Below are 17711 nucleotides of genomic sequence, written 5' to 3' on the forward strand. Positions count from 1 at the left end.
CAGTTGTTAGAAGAAACATATCAATTATCAAATCAAGTAAAGATTCCTAAGATTGCCTTTGGTACTTGGCTACTTGATAATCAAGAAGTTGTTGGAGCAGTTGAGAATGCTATCAAGGTTGGTTATCGCCACATTGATACGGCCTCTGCTTATGGTAATGAAGAGGGCGTTGGTCAGGGGATTCGAAATGCTGGTATCAAGCGTTCAGAAGTATTTGTGACAACGAAATTAGCTGCTGAGGTCAAGGATTATAAAACAGCTAAAGCCGAAATCGATAATGCTTTAAGCAGGCTCAAGGTTGACTATATTGACCTCTTGTTAATTCATTCGCCAAAGCCTTGGGCTGATTATAAGGGGACTGATCATTATTTTGAGGGGAATTTAGCGACATGGCAAGCTATGGAAGAGGCATACGCTGAGGGTAAGGTCAAAGCAATTGGTGTGGCAAACTTTGAACAGGTGGACCTGCAAAATTTAATTAAGAACGGTCACATTAAGCCGATGGTGAATCAAGTCTTGGCACATATTGGGCACATGCCACTTGAATTAATCAATTATGCTCAGCAGCATGACATCTTAGTTGAGGCACATTCACCATTCGGTCATGGTGATTTGATGAATAATGTCGAAATTAAGCAACTGGCTAGCAAACTAAATGTTACGGTTCCTCAATTAGCAGTCCGATACCTATTGGAATTGGGCTTGTTACCTTTGCCAAAGGCATCGACTGTGGAACATATGAAGATGAACGCTGCCACTGATTTTGTGATTCCAACTGAAATGATGCAGAAATTAACGGAGTTTTCTGGATTGAAATATTCAGACAGCACTTCTGTTTTCCCTGTTTATCAGTGATTTTTATGGAGTTGTTGGATAAAGAGTTTCCAAGGGATTAATTAATTCTTGGTATGAACCGGCTGAATGGTTAACATTCAGCTTTTTTCATTCACACATCTTAGCCAATAGCCATTCGCTATCTTGAGTTCCATCTGCCAGAATCTGGTTATCATTCTTGTTTAAGAAAACAAAGTACTCATCTGGCTGGTCATCATCAATGGTGAATTTTAAAGTATCCAGATAAAAGAGTCTTGATTGGTTAAGGTTTCAGACGGATAACTCGGGGATGGTTTTATTGAATTTCGTTGTTTGCTGTTTTAATCGAATAATTCCAAAGTAAAGATTGCTTGCAAATTTTGTCATGATTTTGTCAATATAAAATTACGTTCGATTACGGCTCCTTTGCACTTTTATACATCAATTTACATTAGAAAAAAATATTGTAGAATAGAAAAAGGTATAAATTAATATCTAAATGTCTAACGTTTGGATGGGTGATGGTAGAGATACTAGAGAGAATTTTTAGCAAAGTCTTTAATTGCTAAAAAATGTAATCAGCAGATTTAGTATTTTTTTCCATAACTTGAACAACGTGCGCAAAAACACGCTAAGAGCGAGGGAGAAACTATGAATGGATTTTTTGCCATGCTATTTTTCGTGTCCCTGATTTGGCTAATGGTCGAATGGGTGAAAAATAAGCGAGCAGGGTTAAAGTTGCAAAAGCGTGGTAAGTGGCTGCTGGTCGTAACGCTGGCTTTTTTTGTAATTGTTTTGGGAACGGCACCTACCAATCAATCACAGGCTGATGACAAGCAAAAGGTTAAAAAATCAGCTACAACGACATCGCAGTCAAAGAAGAAGTCTTCTACTTCAGGTAGTGCTGTAAGTAATCAAAGTTCGAGTGCCAATGTTGACCATAAACAGCAAACGGCTAGTGGCCTCTTAGCCTTTACCGGTAAGCGGCAAATGGTCATGGGTAACTTAGATCGATTGGGCCGAGCAACTTATTCTCATATTCAATTGCAGGATAAGGATGAACCAAAAGTAAAGCGGGCAGCAAAATTAAAGTACAATCCTGTTGGATGGCATAATTTTAAGTTTTATTATGGTGATGGGACCAAGCAGGCTTGGGTCATGAATCGTGGTCATTTGGTTGGCTACCAATTTAGTGGCTTGAATGATGAGCCTAAGAACTTAGTACCAGAAACGGCTTGGATGAATGCTGGTGATTACCAGGGAATGAACGATAGCAATCAGGATTCGATGCTTTTTTATGAAAAGCGTCTTGATTCTTGGTTGGCTAACCATCCCAATTATTGGCTAGATTATCAAGTAACGCCAATTTACCAGGGGGATGAATTGATTCCCCGTCAGGTCAAGTTGGATTATGTTGGTTTAGACAGCTCGGGTAAGATGCTTGCGATTAAGTTGGGGTCTGATAAAGAATCAACTGATCATAATGGTGTTACCCATGTCGTTTTGGATAATAGCACACCAAATGGGACGATTGATTACGCTAGTGGACGAGCAACAAATACAGTTGCTAAGGCCGGTACGAGTTCTCCAACACAGAAAAGTGAGTCAGATTCCTCAACGACCAAAAAGCAGGAACAGAGTACGGCGGAACCTGCTGTGCAATCCACCCAGCCTGATCAAGGTAATAGTGGTGAATCTGATAGAACAGTTTATGTCACCGGTGGTGGCAAGTCAGACGTATACTGGTATAGTACCGCGTCAATGCCAGCACGCACTAATAAAAACAATATTATTACGATGACCGAAGCTCAGGCGAAAGCACAGGGGAAGCGTGCCTCGTTAAAGTAGTAAGAAAAAATCGGCCAAAATAAAATCCTTTCTTCAACCCTATTCCACCTTGCATGCCTCTCCTTGCTTGCGTACAATGGAGGCTAACAGGAATAGAGAAGGAGAACAACGTAAATGACTATGGGCGCTGCTTTCAAAAGCTTTTGGAAAAACTATTTTAATTTTACTGGAACTGCAACTAGAGCAGAATATTGGTGGATGGTTTTACTTGGATCTATTTTGACAATCCTTTGGATAGTTGCCACCATTTTTTTTGCGGTTGTGGCCGGGCTGTCACCAATTCAGGAAAATCTCAATATCTGGCATTGGTTAATGACTTTATCAGGGGGACTCATCGCCTGGTTAGTTATCTCAGCGTTGATTTTTTTGGCGGTTTTGATTCCTGCTTTATCATTAGAGGTCCGTCGTATAAGAGATACGGGGTTGAATGCAGTCCTGGTTTGGATTGTTTTTGCCATCGATATCTTGTCTGATGGTTTTGGCTCAAACGGAGCGTTGAACGATATTGTGTCCTTGCTAATCTTGTTGATCATGGTCTTTCCAACCGATAAGTTAGCGAACGTTCGAATGATTGGTAAAAATCAGCGATAAAACAGGCCAACATCAATAAAGACAATTTTGCGAAAGCAATTCAGACTCTGAATTGCTTTTTTAATTGCTAGTAAGGTAGAAATGTTAACAAATTTAGACAAATGTCAGGTTTTCTGTTATGGTTGAAATATAAGTACTTTGACATTTCCTGCCGTTGAATCAGCTAGAGTTGCCATCGCGGCGCCCTGGCTGATTTTTTGTTGGAAAAATATAATCGATGAAAGGAAACTGATTAGATGAAATCGTTATCCAAATTTTTACATAAGCTTTTGCACCACCCCAATACTCTTGCTTGGGTTTTTCCAATCGTGATGGTTGCCATCATGTCCACATATAATACTGTTATTCGTTTTGGTTTTTCCGAAAAAAAGTTGGAGCGCGTTTGGCTCATGTACCCTGTTATTGTGGTCTTTATTTATTGCCTGCGCACGTTTGTGACCTTGCCAATTACCATGCGGCTTCATCAGCATTATCCGAAATTTATTAAAAATCATTTATCCGAAAGTTACACGGTGCCATTAACCGTGATGATGCTTAATGTTTCCATCATGATGCTCTGGTTGACTGAAATGTACCATCGTCTGTATCCACAATTCTTGCCTGGTTACTTGATGAATTGGGTGAAAACGTTCTTTGTTGCTGTACCAATCTTCTTCTTGATTGTCCGACCAATCATCTTAGCAATTTTTGATTACCTCAGAAAGCGCTTCCCGGTCGAACCATTAATTGAAAAATTGGAAGATACATTGGAAACGGGTCACCAGGCCTAACAACCAGTGGCAGAACGGGTAAATCATTTTAGAGTAAAAGCAGAACGTTTGTCTTCTTTTGCTCTTTTTGTTTGTTTTTAGGTGGCCAATATAAGAAAAGACTTAATTTTTTTTCATTATTTTGTTATGTTAGCTAACAAAGTTTGTCAGATTTTAGGACGTTGACCCGTAAGATGGAAATAAGCTTGGTCTACTTATGGTCGACTAGAATAAATGTTGTAAGGAGAAAAACGATGTCAATGATCGAATTCAAAAATGTACAAAAGTACTATGGTGACTTTCATGCCCTTCATGACGTCAATTTAAAAATTGATGCGGGTGAGACTGTTGTCTTAATTGGCCCTTCTGGGTCAGGAAAGTCGACTTTGATTCGAACCGTCAACGGTTTAGAAGAAATCGAAGACGGGCAGTTGATTGTGGATGGTCAAGACCTTCACGACCCCAAAACTGACATTAATAAAATCCGTCGAGATGTCGGAATGGTCTTCCAACACTTTAATTTGTATAACAATAAAACAGCGTTAGAGAACATCATGTTGGCACCGCGTTTAGTTTTGGGTCGGGAAGAAGCCGAAAACAAGCGAATTGCAATGGAGCTGCTCGAAAAAGTTGGTTTGGCTGACAAAGCAAACAACATGCCATCTGCCTTGTCAGGTGGTCAAAAGCAACGGATTGCCATTGCTCGGTCTTTGGCAATGAAGCCAAAGGCGCTCTTGTTCGATGAACCAACCTCTGCATTGGATCCCGAAATGATTGGGGATGTTTTGGATGTTATGCGTGATATCGCTAAAGACTCATCCATGACTTTGTTGGTGGTGACTCACGAAATGGGCTTTGCCAAGGCGGTAGCCGATCGGGTCATCTTTATGGCCGACGGTCGCATTCTGGAAGATAATTCGACAGCTAGTTTCTTTGAAAACCCTCAAGAACCGCGGGCGAAGAAGTTCTTAAGCCAGGTGGAACACCACTAAGAAGACGGGAAAGGGGAATTGCTTTATGGAAAAAGCAAAGAAGCGCCGCTTTGGGTTAATCGCGACCATTATTTTAGCCCTGGCGATTGTTTTCGGTCTATTCTGGGCGCAACAAACAGTGGCTCAGAATGCCAAGCACCAGGATACCCTCACTCGGGTAAAGAAGAGCGGCAAGATTGTCTGGGGAATCAAAGCTGATACTAAGTTGTTTGGTTTGATGGACACAAAGACTGGTCAATCTGAAGGATTCGATGTCGATATGGCCAAGGCCGTCACCAAGCAAATTAGTAAGCAATTGGGCGAAAAGTTGACACCATCCTTTGTGACGGTTTCAACCGCTTCCAAGATTCAATTACTAAAGAATACCAACATCGATGGTGTCTTTGGTGTCATGACGATTACCCCAGAACGGGCAAAAATTGTTGACTTCAGTCAACCATATTTCCCTGCGGGTCAGTCACTTTTGGTTAAGAAAGATTCGGGTATCAAGTCAGTGAATGATTTGAACGATCCAAGTAAGACTGTTTTGGTGGTTGTCGGAACAACCGCTGCACAAAACATTAAGAAGTTTGCACCGAAGGCCAAGACAATTGCCTTGCAGGACTATGCCTCAGCCATGCAGGCATTGAAGGCCGGTCAAGGACAAGCTATATCAACCGATAATGCTATCTTGTACGGTTTGGCTACAGAAAATCCAGACTACCAGGTTGTGGGTGGTACGTTGACTAATGGTCCTTATGGGGCGGCCTTTGATCATGATCAAAAGCCAATGGTTGACCAAGTGAATCAGGCAATCAACACCATGAAGAAAAACGGTGTTTACAATCAATTAATCAAGAAGTGGTTTGGCCAAGTACCCGGTTTGGATTGGCATGATTTGGAGGTGCACGAATGAGCTTGTTTGAACAGAATTTCTCAGTCTTCCTCCAAGGATTTGGTTACACTCTGTTGGCTAGTATCTTTGCCTTGGTGGGATCACTAATTTTGGGAACAATTTTTGCGATTATGCAGGTCATGAATTCAAAAGTTGCCCGTTCAATTGGTAATATCTATGTTCAAGTTTTCCGGAATATTCCCCTGTTGATTATCACGCTCTTCTTTTACTTAGCGGTAGCCAAGGTGATCAAGATGACAGGTTTTACGGCTGGAACAATTGCTTTGACACTGTATACTTCAGCCTTCATTGCTGAATCTGTTCGAGCAGGCATTCTTTCTATTGAAGCCGGTCAAATGGAAGGCGCACGAGCAAATGGATTAACGTTTGGTCAGGCCATGCGAGTGATTATCTTGCCTCAGGCCTTTAAGGTGGCGATTCCTTCATTGGGCAATCAGTTTATTAACCTGGTTAAGAACTCATCGATTCTGGCCTTTGTTGGTGGTTTGGACTTGATGTATCAAGGAAACATCGTGGCAGCAAACTCCTTTGACACTTTTACGACTTACATTATCATTGGACTCTTCTACTTGTTGATTACCTTGCCATTAAGTTACTACATCCAACACCTTGAACATAAATTGAAGAAGAACGCATAAGGAGGCCGCAGAATGTCAGGATTTTTTAGTGCCTTTACAGAGGCAAACCTCGGCTACTTGATGGGCGGTCTAGGAATTACCGTTGGGGTTTCAATCATCTCGGTTATTTTGAGTCTGATTTTTGGTTCCATTATTGGAATTGTTTTCTTTGAAAAGATTCCTTACTTCTCAAGCTTCGTTGGAACAATCAATAATATCGTCCGTAACTTGCCGTTGCTGTTAATCATTTTCTTTACCTACTTTGCCTTGCCACAGTTAGGTCTGCACTTGCCAATTTTTTGGGCAACGGTTGTGGCTATGACTGTTTTCCAGTCAGCCATGCTAGCTGAGATTGTCCGCGGCGGATTGGAAGCTGTTGATGTCGGCCAATTTGAGGGGGCACGTGCCAATGGTTTGTCTAACATGCAGACGATGTGGCACATTGTTTTGCCACAAGCCTACAAGAAAATGATTCCACCGATTATCTCGCAATTGATTTCCTTAGTGAAGGATACGAGTTTGGCGTCTGGAATTGTTCTTGCGGAATTGACTTATCGTGGTCAAATTATCTATGCACAAAACACGAATTTCATCGTGCCTGTCTTGGTTGTGATGACCTTGGTTTATTTTTTGTTAAACTACGGTCTGTCATTGATTGCCAAGTGGTTTGATCATAAGTTGGCATAACTGTTTACTTAATACAAATATAGATGAAGAAAAACCGTTCACTTTGCTGAATGGTTTTTTCTTTCGAACAAATTAGGAATCATTAGTTCGGCTACTTGGCAATAAGCTAATAGAAGTTGGTGAGTTTCAAGATTTTTAGTCAAAATGCCTAACGTAGAGGGGCTATAAATGGTAAAATGTACGTATTAATCTTAACGCCTTTTCCTGCAGTTAGGAAAGGGCGACTTTTTTGTCGAGGAGAAAAGCGATGTCAATGATTGAATTCAAAGATGTACAAAAGTACTATGGGGATTTTCATGCCTTACATGATGTGAACTTGAAAATTGACGCGGGTGAAACGGTAGTCCTGATTGGCCCATCTGGTTCCGGAAAGTCAACTTTGATTCGCACAATCAACGGTTTGGAAGAAATCGAAGAGGGACAATTGTTGGTTGATGGTTTTGACCTGCATGATCCCAAGACAGATATTAATAAAATTCGTAAGAACGTTGGGATGGTTTTCCAGCACTTTAACCTTTACAATAATCAGACGGTTTTGGAAAATATTATGTTGGCACCGCGCTTGGTTTTGCATCGCGATGAAGCTGAAAATAAGCGAATTGCCATGGAATTGTTGGAACAGGTTGGTTTAGCCGATAAGGCCAATAGCATGCCGGCTGCGTTATCAGGAGGACAGAAGCAACGAGTGGCCATTGCCCGTTCACTAGCAATGAAGCCAAAGGCCTTGCTGTTTGATGAGCCAACTTCTGCTTTGGACCCCGAAATGATTGGGGGTGTACTTGATGTTATGCGCGATATTGCGCGTGATTCGGAGATGACCTTGCTGGTGGTGACTCATGAAATGAATTTTGCCAAGGCGGTTGCTGATCGGGTGATTTTTATGGCTGATGGCCGAATCTTAGAAGATAGTTCAACCGAAGCATTCTTTGAGAACCCAACAGAACCACGGGCCAAGAAGTTCTTGAACCAGGTAGAACATCACTAAAATGGAAGGAAGGGTCTGGCTAAATTGACGTTAGTTAGACAAAGCGTATGGAAAAGATTAGACGACGCCGTTTTGGGATCATTGCCTCGCTGGTTTTGGCTACCCTGATTTTGCTGGGAGCCTTTTGGGCCAGCGTGACGATTGAGAAAAACAAAGCGCACCAAGATACCTTGGCCCGGGTTGAAAAGAAGGGGCAAATAACATGGGGTGTCAAAGCCGATACGAAACTCTTTGGCTTGATGGATACTAAGACTGCCCAACCAGCTGGTTTTGAAATTGACTTGGCCAAGGCGATGACCGCCCAAATTGCTAAACAAACAAATACGAAACTTTCAGCAGCTTTTGTGCCGGTTACTTCTGCTTCACGAATTCAATTGCTGAAAAATACGAATATCGATGGACTGATTTCCACGTTGACGATTACACCGGAAAGAGCAAAAATTGTAGACTTTACGAACGTCTACTTTAACGCTGGTCAATCATTACTGGTTAAAAAAGACTCAGGTATTCAATCTGTTAAGGATATGAACGATCCGAAGTACACCGTTTTAGTTGTCGTCGGAACGACTGCCGCCCAAGAGACGAAAAAGTACGCTCCAAAGGCTAAAATTATTGCCTTGCAGGATTATGCTTCTGCCATGCAGGCCTTGAAATCGGGTCAGGGACAGGCACTTTCAACGGATAATGCCATCCTTTATGGTCTAGCGACCGAAAATCCAGACTACCACCTTGTTGGTGGAATCTTTACGCAGGCACCATATGGAATGGCCTTTGATCATAACCAAAAACCAATGACAAAGCAGGCTAACCGAGCGTTAAAGGTCTTGCAGGAAAATGGTACCTACAACCGTTTGGTTGAAAAGTGGTTCCGTAATGTTCCTGGTTTGGATTGGCATGATTTGGAGGTAAACAAATGAGCCTTTTAAATCAATATTTTTCAGTTTTTGTCCAAGGATTTGGCCACACACTGTTGGCCAGTATCATTGCCTTAATCGGTTCGCTCATTTTGGGAACCCTCTTTGCCATTATGCAGGTCTCCTCTTCGAAGATTAACCGCGCCATTGGGAATATCTATGTTCAAGTTTTCCGGAATATTCCGCTCTTGATTGTTACGCTCTTCTTGTACTTGGCGGTTGCAAAGGTCATTAAGATGACGGGTTTTGTCGCTGGAACGGTCGGGTTGACGCTGTACACATCCGCTTTTATTGCCGAATCGGTTCGTGCCGGCATTCTGTCCATTGAAGCCGGCCAAATGGAAGGAGCTCGCGCTAACGGGTTGACCTTTAACCAATCTATGCGGGTGATCATTTTACCCCAGGCCTTTAAGGTGGCGATTCCTTCATTGGGAAATCAGTTGATCAACCTGGTCAAAAATTCTTCCATTTTAGCCTTTGTTGGTGGTTTGGACTTAATGTACCAGGGGAATTTGGTAGCGGCAGCGTCCTTTGATACCTTTATGACCTATATCATTATTGGTGTTTTCTATTTGGTGATTACGATGCCTTTGAGTTACTACGTCCAGCACTTGGAAACCAAGTTGAAGAAGAATGCTTAAGGAGGAAAAGTCCATGTCTGAATTTTTTAACGTTTTTACCTCAGCGAACATGGGCTATCTGTTCGGTGGCCTAGCTATTACTGTTGGCGTTTCAGCTCTTTCGGTTGTCTTGAGTCTTCTGTTTGGTTCCATTGTGGGGATTATTCAATTTGAAAAGATTCCATTTTTTTCATCCTTTGTTGGCACGTTGAACAACATTGTCCGCAACTTACCACTGCTGTTAATTATCTTTTTTACTTACTTTGCCTTGCCGCAATTAGGCCTGCACTTGCCAATTTTTTGGGCGACTGTGGCAGCGATGACGTTCTTTGAGTCGGCCATGTTGGCTGAAATTGTGCGTGGTGGCCTGGAAGCAGTTGATCGAGGACAATTTGAGGGTGCTCGAGCAAACGGCTTATCCAACATGCAGACGCTGGGACATGTTGTTTTGCCGCAGGCCTATAAGAAGATGATTCCACCAATTATTTCGCAGCTGATTTCCTTAGTGAAGGATACGAGTTTGGCATCTGGAATTGTCCTGGCTGAAATGACGTACCGGGGCCAAATCGTTTATGCTCAGAATACGAACTACATTATTCCTGTTCTTGTGGTCTTGACGGTGGTATACTTTTTGCTAAACTATGGTTTGTCATTAATCGCTAAGTACTTTGACAAAAAATTAGCTTAAAACACGACAAGAGGACAATTCTGTATGTTTGATCCAAATAAAAAATCAAAAATTATTGCGATTGTGGCCTCGGCTTTTTTTGCTATGTTGATCACCTTTTCTGTGGTTAATCATATTAAGTCGCCGGCCGTCTTTGCATCGGATGTGAGCTTGGCTGTCCAGAAAAGTATCGCGGGGGACCAGCGAGGCCTAAACAATATGGTTGATGAAGTATGGGCGCAAGCTGCTCGTGATAACTTCGATAATGACTAAAAGCGCTGATTGTTAGTATCCAAAAAAGACAGCACCTAATCCATGTGCTACTATCTGATTTGAAAGGTAGTGCTAATCATGATGCCGGTGATGTCTTTTATTTTTGACTAGGATTGTAGTAGTTGTTAATTAGCTATTTTTTATGTTAACAAGCAGGTGAGCTTGTTTAGCAATTCAGCCTGCATGGAAGTCCGAAGATACCCAGCCAAGCCTTATGATGCTGATATTTTTGCAATGAATTTAATATAGTTCTTTACTGGTTGGGACTTGATTGGTACCAGTCAATGCTGCTAGATGACCACTGAATTAGCGTTTGTTGAAATAAAAGTAAAATAGTGGTAAAAATGAACTAATGAAAAGCATGATTTTTCCTTGTATATTCCTGCTAAGCGAGTTAAACTCTCCTTTGATTGGTAGAAAAAAAGTTGCGCGACAAAAGTGCTCTTGATGTTGGAAAAACGATTTGAAAACCAAGAAAATAGATTGAAAAATACTTTTATCTAAATTAGATTAGTTCTTTGAGGCACTCAACAGTCATGAAGAAAGTGACCATCAATAGCTGATTTTATAGGAGAGAAGAAATGACTGATTCAGCAAAGAAGCGGTTAAAGTATGGTGGTTTCTTAATCGCCTTAGGCATTGTCTACGGTGATATTGGAACGTCCCCACTATATACCATGAATGCGATTATTGCCGGTAATGCACATACCGATAATATGAAGGACTTGGTAATTGGGTCAATTTCCCTTGTTTTTTGGACTTTGATGTTAATTACGACGATTAAGTATGTCTTAATTGCCTTGCAGGCCGATAACCACGGTGAAGGTGGTATCTTCTCCCTGTATAGTAAAGTCCGCAATCGAAACATGAAGTGGCTCATCATCCCGGCGATGGTCGGTGGGGCGGCTCTTTTGGCCGATGGCGCTTTGACACCAGCGGTGACGGTTACGTCTGCTGTGGAAGGGTTAGAGGGGCAAAAGTTTGGTTCCTTGATCTTTCCAACGGGAATTGATTTCGTTGTGCCGGTGGTGTTGACGATTTTGTTGGTCGTCTTTACCCTCCAACGCAAGGGAACGACCAAGATTGGTCGAATGTTTGGTCCAATGATGCTAATTTGGTTTACCTTTATTGGTTTCTTTGGCCTGTTACAAGTCTTTCAATATCCAGAAATTTTAAAGGCTCTTTCGCCTGTTTATGCTGTACAGACGCTGTTTAGTCCAGATAACCGTCTAGGTATTTTTATTTTAGGAAATATCTTCTTGGCGACGACTGGTGCTGAAGCGCTGTATTCAGATATGGGACATGTAGGGAAGCGCAATATTTATTTAAGTTGGCCATTTGTTTATGTCACACTGGTTTTGAATTATATGGGGCAAGGTGCATGGGTGATTATGCACAATGCAAGTGGTTCAAACTTGAACCTTTTCTTTGATATTCTACCGAACCAGTGGCGGTTGGTCGGCGTTGTCTTGAGTACACTTGCAGCCGTCATTGCTTCGCAGGCTTTGATTACAGGGGCCTTTACTTTGGTATCGGAGGCCATTTCGCTGAAAATTATGCCCCGGTTGCGGATTACTTATCCAAACGACTTCCGCGGTCAAATGTATATCTCAATTGTCAACTGGATGCTCTTTGTTGCCGGCGTAATCGTTGTGGTGCTTTTCCGGACTTCTCATAATATGGAATCAGCCTATGGTTTGGCAATCACGGTTACGATGCTGATGACGACGACGTTGTTGTTCGAGTTTATTCGCTTTAAGACTCGTACAAGCCTGGCTATTTTGTTTGCCGTTCCCTTTGGCTTGCTGGAAACCCTCTTCCTGATTGCCAGTCTGGGTAAGTTCATTCATGGTGGATACTTCACAGTGATTTTGATGCTGCTAATTTTGTCGGTCATGGTTTTCTGGTTCTATGGAAACAAGCGTCGTGAAGCACTGTCTTATAACAATGATTATTTGTCCTTGAAAGACTACCGCCGCCAGTTGATGCAGCTCTCCAACGACTCAGAAGAGCCTTTGATGGCGAAAAACTTAGTTTATATCGTGAACGTTCATGATGATTATCAAATTAAGAAGTCAGTCATCTACTCGCTATTGGGGGCAAGGCCAAAGCGGGCCAAGGTTTACTGGTTTGTCACGATTCGAGAATCCATTAACCCATACGAAAAGAGTTATTCAGTCGATTTGATGGGAAGCCAAAATATGGTTCGAGTTGTTTTAAACCTTGGTTTCAAGGTTGACCCACAAGTTGAATATTACATTCACCAAATTGCCAAGGTTTTGGTTAAGCAGGGTGTTCTTGAGCCACAAAAGATTCGCTATGGGCTCGATAAAAACCGCAGTATTGGTGACTTTAAGTATGTGATTACTAATAACTACTATACTGATTTGAAGGCTGTCTCCAAGATTTCATCATGGGATCGATTCTTAATTGGTGGTCGAATTTGGTTGCAGTCACATTCTGTCCACCTCCGTTATTTTTACCGCTTGCGCTTGAGTGATACGGTTGAAGAGGTTGTTCCGCTCTTTATTGAGCATAAAACCGTTTCGAAACTGCGGCAGTTGGAAGTTAAAAATCAGATGCCTAAGATGGATCGCTGGAACCGCCGAATCGATGATCCAGTGAACCCAGTCGATAGGAAGCGCCGCCAAGATGGGGATGATCACCATCTTGATCGTGGTTCTCACCATCAATAAATGAATTTTAGTAAAAACGCCTAAGTGGCTTCTTCAGAAGTCTACCTTAGGCGTTTTTTGTATGTCGGTAATGAATGTCTGCATTAGATGCTTAATTTCTGTTGCGGTTTTTTGGAAAAAATCAGTGATTTCTTCATCGGAGCCAGTTACCCTGGCAGGGTCTGCTAATGGAAAATGAATTGTTTGGACGGAGTCGGTTGTGATTGGGCAATTATCTCGAGCATCACCGCAAAGGGTCACAATGTAGTCAGATGAATTGAAAAAGTTATCATCGATCGAATCAGAGGTTAGATGAGTGGTATCAAAGCCTTCCTGGTTTAATACCATAATTGTTTGCGGATGGACGCCACGGGGGTTGGTGCCAGCACTTTTGATTGACCAATCTGTTGGTGCATAGTAACGGGCGTAAACCTCGGCAAACTGGCTTCGTGACGAGTTACCAGTGCATAAAAAGTAAAGCTGCATTGTTTTTCTCCAAATTATAGTATCTAATATTATACAAGATTGGCAATCAAAAAATCCCGTTCAATTAAGCGGGATTTTTCAAAAGTAATCACTTTTCAAAGAGGACGGAGCGAACTCTTTTTAACTCTGTAGGAATCATCTCACAACAGCCACTATCAGGACGGCGGCTGTCGTCCATTTTTGCCATTGTTTCATGAATTACTGTCCACCGATCCCCAAATTTTTTCGGCCGTATCGACAACTAATTTAATCTTGGCCCATTGTTCATCTTCTGTTAGGTGGTTTCCTTCTTCAGTGGAAGCAAAACCGCATTGCGTACTCAAAGCCAAATTTTCCAAAGGAACGAATTGGCTAGCTTCCCTGACCCGGTCAATCAAAACTTGAGGGTCTTCTAGTTCAGGTTTTTTGGAGGTTACCAAGCCCAAAACAACTTGCTTGCCGGCAGGAACCTTCGCCAATGGTGCAAAGTCACCAGAACGGTCGTCATCAAATTCCAAGTAGAAGGATTCAACGTTTTCCTTTGTGAAAAGAGTATTGGCAACGGTTGCGTAACCGCCTTTTGCTGCCCATGTAGAAGCATAGTTTCCACGGCAAACGTGTGTGCTGATACGAAGATCTTCAGGCAAGTTTTCCAATGATTGATTATTAATCTTCAAGTATTCTGCTTGGAGTTCATCAACGCCCTTTTGATCGATATTTTGTTCTGCCCAGAAATCAGTATCGGCGAGCATACCCCAAGTACAGTCATCCAACTTAATGTCGCGACAACCAGCTGCATAAAGAGCTAAGTAGAGGTCGTGGTAGGCAGTGGTCAAATCATGGATAAGGTCTTCGTGCTTTGGGTAAAACTTCTTCAAAATAGCAATGTTTTCCTCGCCACGAACTAATTCAGCATAGGCTTGTGCAGGAGATGGGATGCTTTGACGGGGGATAACATCCAAATCTTTGGTAATTTCTTTCAAGTACAAGAAGGCTTTCAAATCAGGATGGTCGTCGGTGAAGCGAATCTTGCCATCAACTTGGGCTGACTCAGCCCGTGTTTCAACATCGTGGAAAAGGTATCCGTGGTCGACATTTGTCTTTTTAATGCCTTCAAAACCCCAGAAAGTATCCAAGTGCCACCAGTGGCGACGGAATTCACCATCTGAAACGTAGTGAAGGCCAGCCTTGACTTCCTTTTCGACTAAATTCTTGATTTCTTCATCTTGAATTTTGGTCAGGTCTGCTTGGCTGATTTTGCCGTCATTTAAGTCTCGTTGAGCCTGCTTCCAGCGCTCTGGGCGGAGGAATGAACCCACGATATCAAAATGAACGGGGGCTTTTGTCAATGTTGCTACTGCTGTTTCTGCCATGTCTGTTCTCCTTTTTCTAGACACTAAAAAGCGCCCCCAGGTTTAGATTTTTAAATCTTAACCTAGAGGCGCATGTGAACGCTGTACCACTCTACTTTGCCGGTCTTATCACCAGCCTTAGTCGATACACCAATGGGGGCTATATCGCAACATGATAACGGTTGTTAACCGTAGCCAGCTTATCACAGAGGACTCACCAAACTATGAACCGCTCCTGGACCATTTTCATCCGTAGCCAAGCCACCGTGTCTCATCAAATCACGGTTTTCTGTAGAATTGCTTGCGAATTACTCATCCATTCACTGCAGTTGTTATCTTGCTTATGAGTATAACATTAAAAAAGTATGAGTCAACAGTGAGTTTAAAATTTATTGTTTTGTGCAAGTTCAAAAGTTTATAATAGGCACCAAGACAAAAAGCCGCGAGAGCTCTTTTGTAATTGACTTTGTTGATCTCGTAAATGGATCTTTTGATTTTTAAGAAGGCCCTCTAATTACTGGAGAAAAAATGAAAAAAATTGCTGTAATTGTCGGAAGTAATCGAACAAAAAGTGTGAGCCGGCGCTTAGCTTACTGGTTGGCTCCTTTGCTAAGTGGTCAAGAGGTGCAGGCTGACGTAATCGACTTAGCGACCGTCGCTTTGCCATTTTTGGATGAGCCTGAACTACCATCTGCAGGCCATTATCAAAATCAGTCAACAATTGATTGGTCGAAGCAAATTCAAAGTTATGATGGAGTTGTATTCGTAGCGCCTCAGTATAATTGGGGCTATCCCGCCGTTTTGAAGAATGCCATTGATACGCTCTATGCTGAGTGGCGTGGGTTGCCGGTTGCGACTGTTTTCTTCGGTGGCCATGGTGGCTTCCAGGCTGATTTGGCCTTTTCACTAGTCTTACAGGGCGTGAAGGTTAATCGCTTACCTGTCAACCTTCGATTGAACTTGGCGGTTGGCCAGGTAACGGAAGAAATGACAGCAGCGGAACTAGCAGAGCTCTTGTTACCGTATCAAAGTCAGGTTGCCTTGATGCAGCAGGCCTTCCAAGATTTATGGCAGCACCATGAATAAGCGCTTCTTTGGTTTCAAAGGAGTGGCCATGGTCGGTGTTGATATTGGGACTGTTGGTACCTGCGCTCATTATCACTCAGATGTTGATATTGCCGGCCTTCTTTGTGCTCGATGCGAGGAATACTTTGCTTGCTACCAGTGCCATGATGCCTTACGAGACCATCCCTTTGCACCGGTGGCAAAGATTTCAGCTGGGCCTGCAGTTCTTTGCGGTCGCTGCGGTCAAGAATTGACCTATCAAGAATATAAGACGGGTGCTTGTCCGAACTGTTTTGCCCTCTTTAACCCACGTTGCGAAATCCACGAAAAGCGGTATTTCTGCTGAGTGGGTTTTTATATTGTTTAGTCTGGACAACGAGTAGGAGCATCGCTATAATCATTGTCAAGTGAAAACGTGAAAAGGGGGGGCGTGGGATGGAAGATACATTAACCGCTCAGGCAGGTTGGCGAGATGCCTTGCCAACCGTTTTTGGTTATATCGGCATTAGTATGGCCTTTGGCATCGTGGCCAAGGCGGCGGGGCTGAGCACTTGGCTGATTGTGCTGATTTCAGCACTTGATTATGGTGGCTCGGCTCAGTTCGTTTTAGTCACGATGGTCGGGTCTCACAGTTCGATAGCAGCGATTGTCTTTGCTGTTTTTTTGGTTAATGCGCGGATGATTTTAATGAGCATGACGCTAGCACCCTATTTCAACCGGTATTCGCTTTGGCATAATATTTGGCTGGGCACCTTTGTCACGGATGAGAGTTTCGCTTTGGGGATGAGTAAGGTTAATGTTAGCCAAAATCGACTTAGCTTTCCTTGGTTGAACACGGTTAACTTAGTTTCGTATGCAAGTTGGCTATTAGGTACTTTTTTGGGTGCTGTCTTGGGCGGATTGGTAACGGATCCTGGTCGATTTGGCTTAGAATTCGCCATTACAGCAATGTTTATTGGTCTATTAACGGCGCAAATTAGTACGGATAAGACGATTAAATTCGCCTTACAAGTAGTCGTGCTTCTCTTTGTGTTGGTCCTGCTTTACCTGCTTTTGATTTTTGTACCAAAAAACTTGGTTGTCTTGCTAGTAACAATTGGCGGATGCTTATTTGGGATGGTGGTGAAACGTGTCTTTGTCTAACTATATTCTAGTAACGATTATTGCTTGTGGACTGGTGACCTGGGTATCGCGGATATTTCCCTTTATCATGCTGAAAAAGTTTAATTTACCGGAAGGGGTGCTCGCATTTTTGAGTTTTGTTCCAATCACTATTATGGCTGGTCTTTGGTTTGAAAGCCTTTTTGTGCAACACATAGGGCACCTTCCCAGTATTAATTGGCCGAATTTTTGGGCCTCTTTACCAACGCTAGTTACGGCTGTGGCCACGAAGAACCTCTTGATCACGGTAGTGGTTGGTGTAATTTCCTTCGCAGTCATCAACTCTATTGGACTTTAAATTAAAATTTCCTCATAAAACCCTTGACGGCCGTGTTTTGAATG

At 42.5% G+C, this 17711-nt stretch carries 20 protein-coding genes; 18 read left to right on the forward strand and 2 right to left on the reverse strand.

Annotation, left to right across the window (positions count from 1 at the left end):
• Positions 1–3: 3 nt before the first annotated feature.
• From ACSYSR_RS03655 to ACSYSR_RS03720, 14 genes are all read left to right on the forward strand, one after another.
• Positions 4–855, forward strand: a complete 852-nt coding sequence (locus tag ACSYSR_RS03655) for an aldo/keto reductase (RefSeq protein WP_489816112.1) — start codon at positions 4–6, stop codon at positions 853–855.
• Between the two features lie 609 nt (positions 856–1464).
• The gene (locus ACSYSR_RS03660) at positions 1465–2661 is read left to right on the forward strand and encodes a DNA/RNA non-specific endonuclease (RefSeq protein WP_489816111.1); all 1197 of its coding nucleotides are present in this window, start codon (positions 1465–1467) and stop codon (positions 2659–2661) included.
• Between the two features lie 114 nt (positions 2662–2775).
• On the forward strand, positions 2776–3252 hold the full coding sequence (locus ACSYSR_RS03665; protein WP_252773392.1) for a DUF805 domain-containing protein: 477 nt from the start codon (positions 2776–2778) through the stop codon (positions 3250–3252).
• Positions 3253–3488: 236 nt separating this feature from the next.
• Positions 3489–4022, forward strand: coding sequence for a hypothetical protein (locus tag ACSYSR_RS03670; RefSeq protein ID WP_252773393.1), 534 nt, complete (start codon positions 3489–3491; stop codon positions 4020–4022).
• A gap of 233 nt (positions 4023–4255) precedes the next feature.
• Complete coding sequence (locus tag ACSYSR_RS03675) at positions 4256–4993, forward strand: amino acid ABC transporter ATP-binding protein (protein WP_274705167.1); 738 nt, start codon at positions 4256–4258, stop codon at positions 4991–4993.
• Between the two features lie 25 nt (positions 4994–5018).
• On the forward strand, positions 5019–5888 hold the full coding sequence (locus tag ACSYSR_RS03680; RefSeq protein WP_252773394.1) for a transporter substrate-binding domain-containing protein: 870 nt from the start codon (positions 5019–5021) through the stop codon (positions 5886–5888).
• Positions 5885–6526 carry an amino acid ABC transporter permease gene (locus ACSYSR_RS03685; RefSeq protein WP_489816110.1) on the forward strand — a complete coding sequence of 214 codons (642 nt, stop codon included), beginning with the start codon at positions 5885–5887 and terminating at the stop codon, positions 6524–6526. The genes ACSYSR_RS03680 and ACSYSR_RS03685 overlap by 4 nt, the downstream gene beginning before the upstream one ends.
• Before the next feature lie 12 nt (positions 6527–6538).
• Positions 6539–7192 carry an amino acid ABC transporter permease gene (locus ACSYSR_RS03690; protein ID WP_489816109.1) on the forward strand — a complete coding sequence of 218 codons (654 nt, stop codon included), beginning with the start codon at positions 6539–6541 and terminating at the stop codon, positions 7190–7192.
• Positions 7193–7439: 247 nt separating this feature from the next.
• Positions 7440–8177, forward strand: a complete 738-nt coding sequence (locus ACSYSR_RS03695; protein WP_274705168.1) for an amino acid ABC transporter ATP-binding protein — start codon at positions 7440–7442, stop codon at positions 8175–8177.
• A 47-nt stretch (positions 8178–8224) separates the two neighbouring features.
• Positions 8225–9094 carry a transporter substrate-binding domain-containing protein gene (locus ACSYSR_RS03700; protein ID WP_489816108.1) on the forward strand — a complete coding sequence of 290 codons (870 nt, stop codon included), beginning with the start codon at positions 8225–8227 and terminating at the stop codon, positions 9092–9094.
• The gene (locus ACSYSR_RS03705; protein ID WP_489816107.1) at positions 9091–9732 is read left to right on the forward strand and encodes an amino acid ABC transporter permease; all 642 of its coding nucleotides are present in this window, start codon (positions 9091–9093) and stop codon (positions 9730–9732) included. The genes ACSYSR_RS03700 and ACSYSR_RS03705 overlap by 4 nt, the downstream gene beginning before the upstream one ends.
• 13 nt (positions 9733–9745) lie before the next feature.
• The gene (locus tag ACSYSR_RS03710) at positions 9746–10399 is read left to right on the forward strand and encodes an amino acid ABC transporter permease (RefSeq protein ID WP_489816106.1); all 654 of its coding nucleotides are present in this window, start codon (positions 9746–9748) and stop codon (positions 10397–10399) included.
• A 24-nt stretch (positions 10400–10423) separates the two neighbouring features.
• Positions 10424–10651 carry a hypothetical protein gene (locus tag ACSYSR_RS03715; protein WP_252773400.1) on the forward strand — a complete coding sequence of 76 codons (228 nt, stop codon included), beginning with the start codon at positions 10424–10426 and terminating at the stop codon, positions 10649–10651.
• Positions 10652–11232: 581 nt separating this feature from the next.
• Entirely contained in the window at positions 11233–13347 is a 2115-nt protein-coding gene (locus ACSYSR_RS03720) for a KUP/HAK/KT family potassium transporter (RefSeq protein WP_489816105.1), read from the forward strand.
• 33 nt (positions 13348–13380) lie between these two features.
• Here the strand turns inward: ACSYSR_RS03720 and ACSYSR_RS03725 are convergent, their stop codons facing one another.
• Both ACSYSR_RS03725 and ACSYSR_RS03730 read right to left on the reverse strand, forming a co-directional pair.
• The gene (locus ACSYSR_RS03725; protein WP_489816104.1) at positions 13381–13812 is read right to left on the reverse strand and encodes an arsenate reductase ArsC; all 432 of its coding nucleotides are present in this window, start codon (positions 13810–13812) and stop codon (positions 13381–13383) included.
• Between the two features lie 191 nt (positions 13813–14003).
• On the reverse strand, positions 14004–15164 hold the full coding sequence (locus ACSYSR_RS03730; protein WP_489816103.1) for a 5-methyltetrahydropteroyltriglutamate--homocysteine S-methyltransferase: 1161 nt from the start codon (positions 15162–15164) through the stop codon (positions 14004–14006).
• A 507-nt stretch (positions 15165–15671) separates the two neighbouring features.
• Between ACSYSR_RS03730 and ACSYSR_RS03735 the strand changes: the two genes are divergently transcribed.
• The 4 genes from ACSYSR_RS03735 to ACSYSR_RS03750 all read left to right on the forward strand — a co-directional run bounded on the left by ACSYSR_RS03735 (position 15672) and on the right by ACSYSR_RS03750 (position 17667).
• Positions 15672–16229, forward strand: coding sequence for an NADPH-dependent FMN reductase (locus tag ACSYSR_RS03735; RefSeq protein ID WP_252773404.1), 558 nt, complete (start codon positions 15672–15674; stop codon positions 16227–16229).
• Positions 16222–16554 (forward strand): CHY zinc finger protein, encoded by a 333-nt coding sequence (locus ACSYSR_RS03740; RefSeq protein ID WP_489816102.1) that lies wholly within the window; start codon positions 16222–16224, stop codon positions 16552–16554. Before ACSYSR_RS03735 ends, ACSYSR_RS03740 begins: the two co-directional genes overlap by 8 nt.
• An 89-nt stretch (positions 16555–16643) precedes the next feature.
• Positions 16644–17351 carry an AzlC family ABC transporter permease gene (locus ACSYSR_RS03745; protein WP_489816101.1) on the forward strand — a complete coding sequence of 236 codons (708 nt, stop codon included), beginning with the start codon at positions 16644–16646 and terminating at the stop codon, positions 17349–17351.
• A complete protein-coding gene (locus ACSYSR_RS03750; protein WP_489816100.1) occupies positions 17338–17667 on the forward strand; it encodes an AzlD domain-containing protein in 330 nt (109 codons plus the stop codon). The genes ACSYSR_RS03745 and ACSYSR_RS03750 overlap by 14 nt, the downstream gene beginning before the upstream one ends.
• Positions 17668–17711 lie beyond the last annotated feature (44 nt).

Source organism: Fructobacillus sp. ESL1096 (assembly GCF_058511985.1).

Bases quoted from the DNA above. Each gene is read 5' to 3' on its own strand.
- ACSYSR_RS03660 (WP_489816111.1), top strand. From the start codon at position 1,465: ATGAATGGATTTTTTGCCATGCTATTTTTCGTGTCCCTGATTTGGCTA.
- ACSYSR_RS03665 (WP_252773392.1), top strand. From the start codon at position 2,776: ATGACTATGGGCGCTGCTTTCAAAAGCTTTTGGAAAAACTATTTTAAT.
- ACSYSR_RS03670 (WP_252773393.1), top strand. From the start codon at position 3,489: ATGAAATCGTTATCCAAATTTTTACATAAGCTTTTGCACCACCCCAAT.
- ACSYSR_RS03675 (WP_274705167.1), top strand. From the start codon at position 4,256: ATGTCAATGATCGAATTCAAAAATGTACAAAAGTACTATGGTGACTTT.
- ACSYSR_RS03680 (WP_252773394.1), top strand. From the start codon at position 5,019: ATGGAAAAAGCAAAGAAGCGCCGCTTTGGGTTAATCGCGACCATTATT.
- ACSYSR_RS03685 (WP_489816110.1), top strand. From the start codon at position 5,885: ATGAGCTTGTTTGAACAGAATTTCTCAGTCTTCCTCCAAGGATTTGGT.
- ACSYSR_RS03690 (WP_489816109.1), top strand. From the start codon at position 6,539: ATGTCAGGATTTTTTAGTGCCTTTACAGAGGCAAACCTCGGCTACTTG.
- ACSYSR_RS03695 (WP_274705168.1), top strand. From the start codon at position 7,440: ATGTCAATGATTGAATTCAAAGATGTACAAAAGTACTATGGGGATTTT.
- ACSYSR_RS03700 (WP_489816108.1), top strand. From the start codon at position 8,225: ATGGAAAAGATTAGACGACGCCGTTTTGGGATCATTGCCTCGCTGGTT.
- ACSYSR_RS03705 (WP_489816107.1), top strand. From the start codon at position 9,091: ATGAGCCTTTTAAATCAATATTTTTCAGTTTTTGTCCAAGGATTTGGC.
- ACSYSR_RS03710 (WP_489816106.1), top strand. From the start codon at position 9,746: ATGTCTGAATTTTTTAACGTTTTTACCTCAGCGAACATGGGCTATCTG.
- ACSYSR_RS03715 (WP_252773400.1), top strand. From the start codon at position 10,424: ATGTTTGATCCAAATAAAAAATCAAAAATTATTGCGATTGTGGCCTCG.
- ACSYSR_RS03720 (WP_489816105.1), top strand. From the start codon at position 11,233: ATGACTGATTCAGCAAAGAAGCGGTTAAAGTATGGTGGTTTCTTAATC.
- ACSYSR_RS03725 (WP_489816104.1), bottom strand. From the start codon at position 13,812: ATGCAGCTTTACTTTTTATGCACTGGTAACTCGTCACGAAGCCAGTTT.
- ACSYSR_RS03730 (WP_489816103.1), bottom strand. From the start codon at position 15,164: ATGGCAGAAACAGCAGTAGCAACATTGACAAAAGCCCCCGTTCATTTT.
- ACSYSR_RS03735 (WP_252773404.1), top strand. From the start codon at position 15,672: ATGAAAAAAATTGCTGTAATTGTCGGAAGTAATCGAACAAAAAGTGTG.
- ACSYSR_RS03740 (WP_489816102.1), top strand. From the start codon at position 16,222: ATGAATAAGCGCTTCTTTGGTTTCAAAGGAGTGGCCATGGTCGGTGTT.
- ACSYSR_RS03745 (WP_489816101.1), top strand. From the start codon at position 16,644: ATGGAAGATACATTAACCGCTCAGGCAGGTTGGCGAGATGCCTTGCCA.